We start from the raw sequence: 10,000 nt of genomic DNA on the forward strand, positions 1-10,000 counted from the left end.
AACCTGGACCCGCCTCCTCACCTCCCTCGCCCACCTCCACACCCACGGCCACCCAGTCGACTGGACGGCCCTGCTCCCCACCGACCGGTCCCACCGGATCGAGCTGCCCACCTACCCCTTCCAGCGCGAACGCTTCTGGCTGACCGCGCCCACGACGGCGAACCCCCGCACCGCCGGACTCGACTCCGCGGAACACCCGCTGCTCGCGGCGGCCGTCCCGCTGCCGGACGACGAGGGCATGCTCCTCACCGGTCGGCTCTCCGCCGCCACGCACCCCTGGCTCGCCGACCACGCCGTCTGGGACACCGTTCTCGCCCCCGGCACGGCCCTCGTCGAGCTCGCCCTCCACGCCGGTCGCCGGCTGGGCTGCCACCGCATCGAGGAGCTCACCCTCCAGGCGCCGCTCGTCCTCCCCGACCGGCACGCCGTCCGCGTCCAGGTCCGCATCGGCGCGGCGGACGCCACCGGGCGTCGCACCCTCACCATCCACTCCGCCGCCGACGGCTCGGAGGCCGGCGACACCTGGACCTGCCACGCGACCGGCACCGCCTCACCGGCCGAGCCGACCGCGGGTTGGGCGTCCGGCCCCGTCTGGCCGCCGGCCGGGGCCGAGCCCGTCGAACTCGACGGTCTCTACCAACGGCTCGCCGACGACGGGCTCGGGTACGGGCCGGCGTTCCGGGGGCTGCGCGCCGCCTGGCGGCTCGGTGAGGAGGTGTACGCCGAGGTGCGGCTGCCGCGCGAGCAGCACGACGCGGCCGCACAGTACGGTCTGCACCCCGCCCTGCTGGACGCGGCCCTGCACACCACGCTGGTCGACGGCGTGGAGCAGGTGAGGCTGCCGTTCTCGTGGACCGGTGTCACCCTGCACGCCACCGGCGCGACCGCGCTGCGGGTGCGGCTGACTCCCACCGGCCCGGACGAGCTGTCGCTGGCGGTGGCCGACCAGACCGGTCTGCCGGTCGCCACGGTCGACTCCCTCGCCGTCCGGCCGGTCTCCCGGGCACAGCTCGGCTCCGCCTCCCGCCGCTCCGGCGCCGACTCGCTGTTCCAGCTGGCGTGGCACGAGCCGGCCGCCCGTGCGGCGGGTGGCACGGTCCGCCACGCGGTGCTCGGCTCCGACGCGTTCGGCGGGGACGTCTATCCGGACCTCGTCGCCCTCGCCGACGCGATCGGCGCCGGCACACCGGTGCCCGAGGCCGTCGTGGTCCCCTGGACGTCGGAGCCCGGCAAGGACACCCTGTCCGCGGACTCGGCCGGGAGGGCAGTGCAACGGGCGTTGTCCCTGCTCCAGGCCTGGGTGGCCGACGACCGCTTCGGCATTGCCAGGCTGGTGGTGGTGACTGCCGGCGCTGTCGACACCTCGCACCGGACCGCCTCGCCCGACCTGGCGGCGGCGGCGGTCTGGGGCATGGTGCGGTCGGCGCAGGCCGAGCACCCGGGCCGGTTCGTCCTGGTGGACCTCGACAGCCCTGCGGTCGACGACCGAGACGTGCTCTCGGCCGTGTTGGAGGGCGCCGAGCCGCAGTACGCCGTCCGGGCCGGGCGGGTGCTGGTGCCCCGGCTGGCGCGGCTGCACCCGGCCGACGGTTTCGCCACCACCGCCCTCGAACCGGAGGGCACGGTGCTGATCACCGGGGGAACCGGCACGCTGGGCGCTCTCGTCGCCCGGCACCTGGTCGACTCGTACGGCGTCCGGCACCTGCTGTTGGTCGGTCGGCAGGGCCGACAGGCGCCCGGAGCCGCTGAACTCGCCCACTCGCTGGCCGAGTCGGGCGCCGAGGTGACCATCGCCTCGTGTGACGTGGCCGACCGCGAGGCGCTGGCCTCGGTGCTCGCGGCCGTCCCGGCGCGCCACCCGCTGACCGGGGTGGTGCACGCGGCCGGGGTGCTGGACGACGGCACGCTCGCCTCGCTCACTCCGGAGCGGGCCAGGGCCGTCCTGCGCCCGAAGGCGGACGCCGCCTGGAACCTGCACGAGCTGACCCTGAACGCCAAGCCGGCGATGTTCGTGCTGTTCTCGGCCGCGGGCGGGCTGCTCGGCAATGCCGGGCAAGCCAACTACGCCGCCGCCAACGCCTACCTGGACGGCCTGGCCGCCCACCGCCGCGAGCTGGGCCTGCCCGGGGTGTCGATGGCGTGGGGGCTCTGGTCGGCGGCCAGCGCGATGACCAGCGGCCTGAGCGAGGCGGATCGGTCACGGATGCGTCGCTCGGGTGTGCTGCCGATGTCCACGGCGGCGGGTCTGGCGCTGTTCGACGCCGCGCTCGCCCAGCAACAGCCGCTGGTGCTCCCGGTCCGGCTGGACCTGCCCGCGCTCCGCGAGGGCGGGTCGACGCGGGACCTGCCGCTGCTGCGGACCGTGCTCGGCGCGGCACCGCGGCGCGCGGCCCGCTCCGAGGCGTCCACCGGAACCGCTGCCGGCCTGTCGCTCGACGGCCTGTCCGCCGCCGAACGGTCGCACGCGCTGGTCGAGTTGGTGCGGGCTCAGGTGGCCGCGGTGCTCGGCCACGCCTCGCCGGAGGCGGTCGGCACCGGGCGGGGCTTCCTGGCGTCCGGGTTCGACTCACTGCGCGGAGTGGAGCTGCGCAACCGCCTGGCCACGGCCACCGGCCTGCGCCTGCCCGCGACGCTGGTCTTCGACCACCCGACACCGGCCGCCGTCGCCGAGCACCTCGGCGAGTTGCTCCGGCGGCGGGAAGGGGCGGCCGGTTCACCGGCCCTGCTCGACCTCGACGGCTTGGAGGCGGGCCTGCGCGACCTGGCCCCCGCCGACCCGGCCGCGCGTGAGCGGCTCGCCGCACGGCTGCGCGGGCTGGCGGCGCAGCTGCACGCGCCGCAGGCGGACTCCGCGCCCGAACTCCCCGCCGATGACGAGGAGTTCGCGGACGTCACGCTCGACGAGATCCTCGACATCGTCGACAGCGAACTGCGGAACCCCTGACCATGCCCGCCCCGGCCCGCCGGACCCGTCGTTGAACAGAGAGGCGCACAGCGGAATGACGAGTAGCGAGAAGGTCGTCGACGCGCTCAAGCGGCTGACCGTCGACCTGCGCCGGACGCGCCGGCGGCTCCAGGAGGTGGAGGAAGGGGCCCGTGAGCCGATCGCGATCATCGGTATGGCGTGCCGCTACCCCGGCGGGGTCGCATCCCCGGAGGACCTGTGGCGCGTGGTGGCCCAGGAACGGGACGTGATCTCGCCGTTCCCGACCGACCGCGGCTGGGCCGACGGCCTGCACGACCCCGACCCGGCCCGGCACGGCTCGGTGTACGTCCGCGAGGGCGGGTTCCTGCACGACGCGGCCGAGTTCGACCCGGCGTTCTTCGGCATGAGCTCCCGCGAGGCGCTGGCCACCGACCCGCAGCAGCGGCTGCTGCTGGAAACCTCCTGGGAGGCCTTCGAGCGGGCCGGCATCGCCCCGGAGTCCCTGCGCGGCAGCCGGACCGGCGTCTTCGCCGGGGTGATCTACCAGGACTACGCCTCGCGGCTGCGCCGGGTGCCGGGTGAGTTCGAGGGCTACGTCGGCAACGGCAGCACCGGCAGCGTCGCCTCCGGCCGGGTCGCGTACACCTTCGGTCTGGAGGGCCCGGCCGTCACCCTCGACACGGCCTGCTCGTCGTCCCTGGTGGCACTGCACCATGCCGCGCAGGCGCTGCGCAGCGGCGAGTGCTCGCTCGCGCTCGCCGGCGGTGTGACGGTGATGGCCTCGCCGATGGCGCTGGTCGAGTTCAGCCGTCAGCGGGGACTGGCGCCCGACGCGCGGTGCAAGGCGTTCTCGGCCCGGGCCGACGGGACCGCCCTGGGCGAGGGCGTCGGGATGCTGCTGCTGGAGCGGCTGTCCGACGCCCGGCGGCACGGCCGGCGCGTCCTCGGGGTGATCCGGGGCAGTGCGGTCAACCAGGACGGCGCGAGCAGCGGTCTGACGGCCCCGAGCGGGCCCGCCCAGCAACGGGTGATCCGGCAGGCACTGGAGAACGCCGGGCTGTCGGCGCGGGACGTGGACGCGGTGGAGGCGCACGGCACCGGGACCACGCTCGGCGACCCGATCGAGGCTCAGGCGCTGCTCGCCACCTACGGCCAGGAGCGGCCCGGGGCGGAGCCGCTGTGGCTCGGTTCGGTGAAGTCCAACATCGGTCACGCCCAGGCGGCAGCAGGTGTGGCCGGCGTGATCAAGATGGTGATGGCGATGCGGCACGGCGTGCTGCCGCGCACACTGCACCTCGACGGGGCCAATCCGCACGTCGACTGGGAGGCGGGCGCGGTCGAGCTGCTCACCGAGGCACGGGAGTGGCCGGCGACGGGGCGGCCGCGCCGGGCCGGGGTGTCGTCCTTCGGGGTGAGCGGCACCAACGCGCACCTCGTCCTGGAGGAGGCCGAGCCGGAGCAGACCGGACCGGGCCCGGCCTGCGGGACGACCGTGCCGTGGGTGCTCTCCGGCCGGACCGAGGCCGCGCTGCGCGCGCAGGCCGCGCGGCTGCTGGACCACCTGGACGAGCACTCCGGCTGGTCCGCCACCGAGGTGGGCGCGGCACTGGCGCGCACCCGCGGGACCTTCGAGCACCGGGCCGTTCTGCTGGGGGCGGACCGGGCCGGGTTCCGGGCGGGCCTGGCCGCGCTGGCGGCGGGCGAACCGCGGCCGGGGCTGGTCCGGGGCGTCGCCCGGGGGGACGCCCGGGTGGTGTTCGTGCTGCCGGAGCGGCCGGCGGAGCGGGCCGACCGCGTGCTGCGCCTGCTGGACGCTTCGCCGCTGTTCGCGGAGCGGCTGGCCGCCTGCGACGCGGCACTCGTCGAGGTCGCCGGCTGGTCCGCCACGCAGGTGCTGCGCGGGTCCGCGGGCGCGCCCGACCCGGCCCGTTCGGAGGTCGGCCGCGCGGTGGGATGGGCTGTGCTGGTCGCCCTCGCCGGCTGGTGGCGGGGGCACGGGGTGGAACCGGCCGCCGTGGTCGCGCCGGGCGGGGGCGCGGTCGCGGGGGCCTGCGTGGCGCAGGCCCTCTCCCTGGTGGAGGGGGCGCGCGCGGCGGTGTCCGGCGAGCCGTTCGACCCGTCCGGTGCCGGGGTTCCGCTGCTGACGGGCGATCCGGACGACGCGGTGCGCGACTTGCTGGAGCGCGGCCACACCCGGTTCGTCGCCCTCGGCCCCGAGCCGGCCGCCCGGATCACACCCGGCGCGGACCGGGACGTCCAGGTGGTCGGCGCCCCTGACGAGCCCCTCGGCGGCCCGGCCGCGCTCCTCAGCGCCCCCGACGAACTCCTCGCCGCGCTGGCCGAGCTGCACGTCCACGGCGGGCCGGCCGACTGGTCGGCGGTGTTCCCGGCCGCCGGGTTGCGCCCGGTCGACCTGCCGACCTACCCGTTCCAGCGCCGCCGCTACTGGCTGGAGGACGGACCGGCCGACCCCGACGTGGCCGCGGCCGGCCTCGTTCCGGCGGACCATCCGCTGCTCCGGGCCGTGGTGGAACTCCCCGACGACGGAGGTCTGCTGTTCACCGGACGGCTGTCGCCCGGCGAGCTGCCCTGGCTCGCCGACCACACCGTGCACGGGCGGGTGCTGCTTTCCGGCACCGCGGTCGTCGAGCTGGTCCGCTGGGCGGGCGCCCGAACGGGCTGCGCGCAGATCCACGAACTGACCCTGCACGCCCCGCTGGAGCTCCCCGGCCGGGAGAGCGCCCCGGAGGGCGGCGTCCGGATCAGGTTGGCCGTCGGTGTCCCGGACGGATCCGGCCGCCGCCCGGTGGAGCTGTCCTCCCGCCCGGCCGCGCCCGCGGACGCTCCCTGGATCCGCCACGCCGCCGGTACGGTGTCCGCCGAGGAGCCGGCCCGGTCGGCGGACCTGGTCTCCTGGCCTCCGCCCGGCGCCGAGCCGATCGACCTCGACGGGTGCTACCCCCGCTTCGCCGGCCTCGGCGTCGAGTACGGTCCCGCCTTCCGCGGGCTGCGCGCGCTCTGGCGGCGCGGCGAGGAGGTGTTCGCCGAGGTGGCCCTGGACGAGGCGGATCGGGCCGACGCCGCACGGTACGGTCTCCATCCGGCGCTGCTGGACGCCGCGCTCCAGGCCTGGGTCGCCGCTGCGCCGCAGACCGCCGGGCCGGTCCCGGTCCCGTTCGCCTGGCACGGCGTCTGCGTCCGGGGAGCGGGCCCGACCGCGCTGCGGGTGCGGCTCGCGCCCGCCGGACCGGACGCGATGACCCTCGACGCGGCCGACCCGGCGGGTGTCCCGGTGGCGTCGGTCGCGAGCCTGCACTCCCGGACGCTGCCCAATACCGCGACCGGCGCTCCCCTGCTGTGGCGTGTCCGGTGGGCTCCGGTGCCGTCGCCCCCGGAGTCCGCCACCTTGCGGACGGCGGTGGTGGGCGCCGGGCTGCCGACCGCCTCCCCGCTCCACTACCCGGACCTCGCGGCCCTGGCCGCCGCCGGGACGCCGGTGCCGGACGTGGTGCTCGCACCCGTCCTGCCGGCCGGCGCAGACGTGCCGTCCGCCGTCCACTCGGCCACCGCCGATGCGCTGGAGCTGGTGCGCTCCTGGCTCGCCGAGCCGCGGTTCGCCGCCGCGCGGCTGGTCGTGGTCACCCGGGGCGCACAGGCCGTGGGTGCCGACACCGCGTCACCCGACCTGGCCCCGGCGGCGGTCTGGGGGCTGCTGCGGTCGGCCCTGTCCGAGCACCCCGGGCGTTTCGGCCTCCTGGACCTCGACGAGGCGGCTCCCTCCGAGGCCGACCTGTCCCGCGCGCTGCGTCTGGTCCCGGAAGAGCCACAGCTGGCGCTGCGCCGGTCCGACGTCCTGGCGCCGCGGCTGGTGGAGGTGGAACGGCCCGTCGGCGACAGCCCTTCCTTCGACCCGAACGGCACCGTCCTCGACCCGAACGGCACCGTCCTGGTCACCGGCGGCACGGGCACGCTCGGCTCGCTGCTCGCCCGGCACCTGGTCGTCCGCGGTGCCCGGCACCTGCTGCTGGCCGGGCGGCGGGGGGAACGGACACCGGGCACGTCCGACCTGGTCGCCGAGCTGACCGCGCTGGGCGCCGAGGTCACCGTCGCCGCCTGCGACACGTCCGACCGTGCGGCCCTGACCGGCCTGCTGCGTTCGGTACCCGGAGCCCACCCGCTGACGGCCGTGGTGCACGCGGCCGGCGTGACCGACGACGGCCTGCTGACCGCGCTCACCCCCGAGCGGCTCGACGCCGTCCTGCGGCCGAAGGTGGACGCGGCCTGGCACCTGCACGAGCTGACCCGCGACCTCGGACTGGACGCCTTCGTCCTGTTCTCCTCCGCCTCGGGCGTCTTCGGCACTGCCGGCCAGGCCAACTACGCCGCGGCGAACGCCTTCCTCGACGCGCTCGCCCGGCAGCGCCACGCCGAGGGCCTGCCGGGCCTGTCCCTCGCGTGGGGAATGTGGGCCGAACGCAGCGGCCTGACGGATCGCCTGAACAGCCAGCAGGCCACGAAGTTGGAGCGGAACGGGTTCGGTGCACTCTCGACGGAGGAGGCCCTTGATCTCTTCGACACTGCCCGTATGATGATCACCGAGTCGGTGCTCGTCCCGGTCAAGCTGGACCTCGCAGCGGTGCGGGGCCGTGCCGAGCGGGGACAGGTCCCGTCGCTGCTGCGGGAACCCGCCCCCGTCGCGGCTGCGGCAGCCGTTCCTGCGGCGGACCCGGCAACCGGCTTCGCGCAGCGCCTGCGGGCGATGCCGGAGCCCGAACGCCGACGCGCCCTGCTCGACCTCGTCCGCACCCACGCGGCGATCGTGCTGGCCGAGTCCGCCCCCGAGTCCATCGACCCGGGCCAGGGATTCGTCGGCCTGGGCTTCGACTCGCTCGCCAACCTCGAACTCCAGGACCGGCTCCAGGAGGCCACCGGCCTCCAGCTGCCCAGCACCCTGGTCTTCGACCACCCCACCGCAACGGCCCTGGCCGATCACCTCTGCGCCCGGTTCGGTGCCGAGCAAGCCACGGAGGTGGGCCCGGCACTCGCGGAACTCGACCGGCTGGAGGCGTTCCTGACGCCTTTCACCGACGACGACCGGGCCCGGACGGCGATCACCCACCGGTTGAGGGACCTCCTCTCCCGCTGGGGCGACGACGGCCGGGGCGGGGCCGACCAACCCGACCTCGCCTCGGCCACCGACGACGAACTCTTCGACGTACTCGACCAGTTGCGCGCCCGTTGAGGGCCGAACCCCGCACAGGTCGACCCCCGCACCGGCTTTAGGAGCAGGCTCAAGTGGCACAAGAAGACAAGCTTCGCGAGCATCTCCGGTGGGCTGCCGCCGAACTCGGAGAGGCACGCCGCCGGATGGCCGAACTGGAGGCCGCCGACCGCGAGCCGATCGCGATCGTCGGAATGAGCTGCCGCTACCCGGGCGGGGTCCGGACCCCGGAGGAGCTGTGGGAGCTGGCGGCCGCCGGACGCGACGCCGTCGGTGCGCCGCCCGCCGAACGCGGCTGGCGCATCGAGGACTTCTACGACCCCGACGGCCTGCGGCCCGGCACCTCCTACGTCTGCGAGGGCGGCTTCCTCGACCACGCCGACCGGTTCGACCCCGGGTTCTTCGACATCAGCCCGCGCGAGGCGCTCGCCATGGACCCCCAACAACGGCTGCTGCTGGAGACCGCCTGGGAGGCGTTCGAACGCGCGGACATTCCCCCCGTGACGGTGCGCGGCACCCGGGTCGGGGTGTTCACCGGCTTGATGTACCACGACTACGGCACCCGGCTGAGCTCCGTGGACGAGTCGGTCGCGGGTTTCCTGGGCAGCGGCACCGCGGGCAGCGTCGCCTCCGGGCGGATCGCCTACGCGCTCGGCCTGGAGGGGCCGGCCGTGACCGTGGACACGGCCTGCTCCTCCTCCCTGGTGGCCCTCCACCTCGCCGCCCAGGCCGTCCGGCGCGGCGACTGCACGATGGCGCTCGCCGGCGGCGTCACGGTGATGGCCACGCCCGACACCTTCGTGGAGTTCAGCCGGCAGGGCGGCCTCGCCCGGGACGGGCGCTGCAAGTCCTTCGCGGCCGCCGCCGACGGCACGGCCTGGGGCGAGGGCGCGGGCATGCTGCTGGTCGAGCGGCTCTCCGACGCGCAGCGCAACGGGCACCGGGTGCTCGCGGTGGTGCGCGGCTCCTCGGTGAACCAGGACGGCGCCAGCAGCAGCCTCTCCGCGCCCAACGGCCCCTCGCAGCAGCGGGTGATCCGGCAGGCCCTCGCCGAGGCCGCGCTGTCACCGGACCTGATCGACGCGGTGGAGGCGCACGGCACCGGCACCCGGCTGGGCGACCCGATCGAGGCCCAGGCGCTGCTGGCCACCTACGGACAGGACCGGCCCGGCGAACGCCCGCTGCTGCTGGGCTCGTTGAAGTCCAACATCGGGCACACCCAGGCGGCGGCCGGGGTCGGTGGCGTGATCAAGATGGTGATGGCGATGCGGCACGGCGTGCTGCCGCAGACGCTGCACGTCGACGAGCCGACCCCGCACGTCGACTGGTCCTCGGGTGCGGTCGAACTGCTCACCGAGGCACGGGAGTGGCCGCAGACGGGGCGGCCCCGGCGGTCGGCCGTGTCCTCCTTCGGGGTCAGCGGGACCAACGCCCACGTCATCCTGGAGGAAGCCCCCGCCGCCGAGGAGACCCTCGCGACCGACTCGCCTTTCCCAGTGGTGCCGTGGGTACTGTCCGCCCGGGACGAGCGGGCGTTGCGCGCGCAGGCCGAACAGCTGCGGGCGGCGGTCGAGGCCCACCCCGAGTGGGAACCGGCCGAGGTGGCCGGAGCGCTGGTGTCGGGCCGGTCCGTGTTCGAGCAGCGGGCGGTGGTGATCGGCGAGGGTCGCGCGGAGCTGCTGAGCGCTCTCGCCGCCGTCGCCGAGGGCACCACCACACCCGGGATCGTGCTGGGCAGCGGCACGATCGAGCGTCCCGTGTTCGTGTTCCCCGGCCAGGGGTCGCAGTGGATCGGCATGGGCGCCGAACTCCTCGACACCTCGCCCGTGTTCGCCGCCTCCATCGCCCGTTGC

At 75.8% G+C, this 10,000-nt stretch carries 3 protein-coding genes; all 3 read left to right on the forward strand.

What is annotated here, in order from left to right:
- A partial coding sequence (locus tag OP86_RS31245) for a type I polyketide synthase (RefSeq protein ID WP_033334187.1) occupies positions 1-2,944 on the forward strand: 2,944 nt, incomplete at its 5' end.
- Between the two features lie 55 nt (positions 2,945-2,999).
- Positions 3,000-8,168: a type I polyketide synthase gene (locus tag OP86_RS38935; RefSeq protein ID WP_033334188.1), complete on the forward strand. Its 5,169-nt coding sequence runs from the start codon at positions 3,000-3,002 to the stop codon at positions 8,166-8,168.
- 53 nt (positions 8,169-8,221) lie between these two features.
- Positions 8,222-10,000, forward strand: a 1,779-nt coding sequence (locus OP86_RS31255; protein ID WP_033334189.1) for a type I polyketide synthase, incomplete at its 3' end; no start/stop codon positions are given.

This window comes from Streptomyces novaecaesareae (assembly GCF_000716875.1).
GTDB classification, from domain to species: Bacteria; Actinomycetota; Actinomycetes; order Streptomycetales; family Streptomycetaceae; genus Kitasatospora; species Kitasatospora novaecaesareae.